General features: G+C 48.6%; 1 pseudogene. It reads right to left on the bottom strand.

Annotated elements, in window-relative coordinates:
- Positions 1-126: 126 nt before the first annotated feature.
- A pseudogene (locus H5300_RS26930) lies at positions 127-654 on the bottom strand (transposase zinc-binding domain-containing protein); the annotation flags it as partial.
- Positions 655-749 lie beyond the last annotated feature (95 nt).

The raw sequence follows: 749 nt of genomic DNA, 5'->3' as shown, positions 1-749 counted from the left end.
GGCGAAAACTGTGAAGGTGAGCGGGTGAACATTTATGTGAAAGCCGTGTGAGGGAAAACCTCATGCACGGAATTGAAGAGGGGTCGCTGGATAAGGGTTGTGCCGAAGCCAGTGACCTACTCTACATAGACCTGTCCTCTTGCATAAGCCCCCGCGGGTGACAGATAAGTGGATGTGCACATTCCAATTCAGCTTTCTCCCGTAGGTATGAAGTGCGCAGAACACGCCAATATCGATATCGAGTTGCTTTGCCCATCCTAAAAAGATTTTGGCTGCACAGCTAAAGAGATGATTGAGAAGAAAGCGGTTCTCCCGAAAGATTGGCCACAGCGTGTGAGGAAGCGTCAACGTAACGTGTTGATACTCACACTCAGGAAAGACATGTTGTTGCTTTCGTATCCACCGCTCTGTGGCTTTTATGCCACAACTACTGCAAAAGCGAGATTTGCACGTCTGGTGAATGTATTTGTGATGGGTGCAGTCAGCATGACTGCATCGATACTCTTTAGAGCCAAAAGCAGCGGTACTGCAAGCGAGCATCTTGGTGACGTTTTCAATGACGACGGTTCTGAGGGTTTCTCGGTACTTATTGAGGTAGTTCAGCCAAGTATCGTTGGCATTGAAGAGTTGTTTGATGGGCTTATTCGGATGCATGACCTATAGAATATACGATCCATGTAAAGCACCCTAGTAGGTTGAGTCTCTTTGTTTTCGGCCGTAGGCCGCTCAGGCGACACCGTCGCCGGTTC

The sequence above is a fragment of the Vibrio sp. SG41-7 genome (genome assembly GCF_014164465.1).
In the GTDB taxonomy this organism is placed as follows: Bacteria; Pseudomonadota; Gammaproteobacteria; order Enterobacterales; family Vibrionaceae; genus Vibrio; species Vibrio splendidus.
The sequence above is the reverse complement of the archived record's forward strand: the minus strand, read 5'-3'. Positions and strand labels throughout refer to the sequence as shown.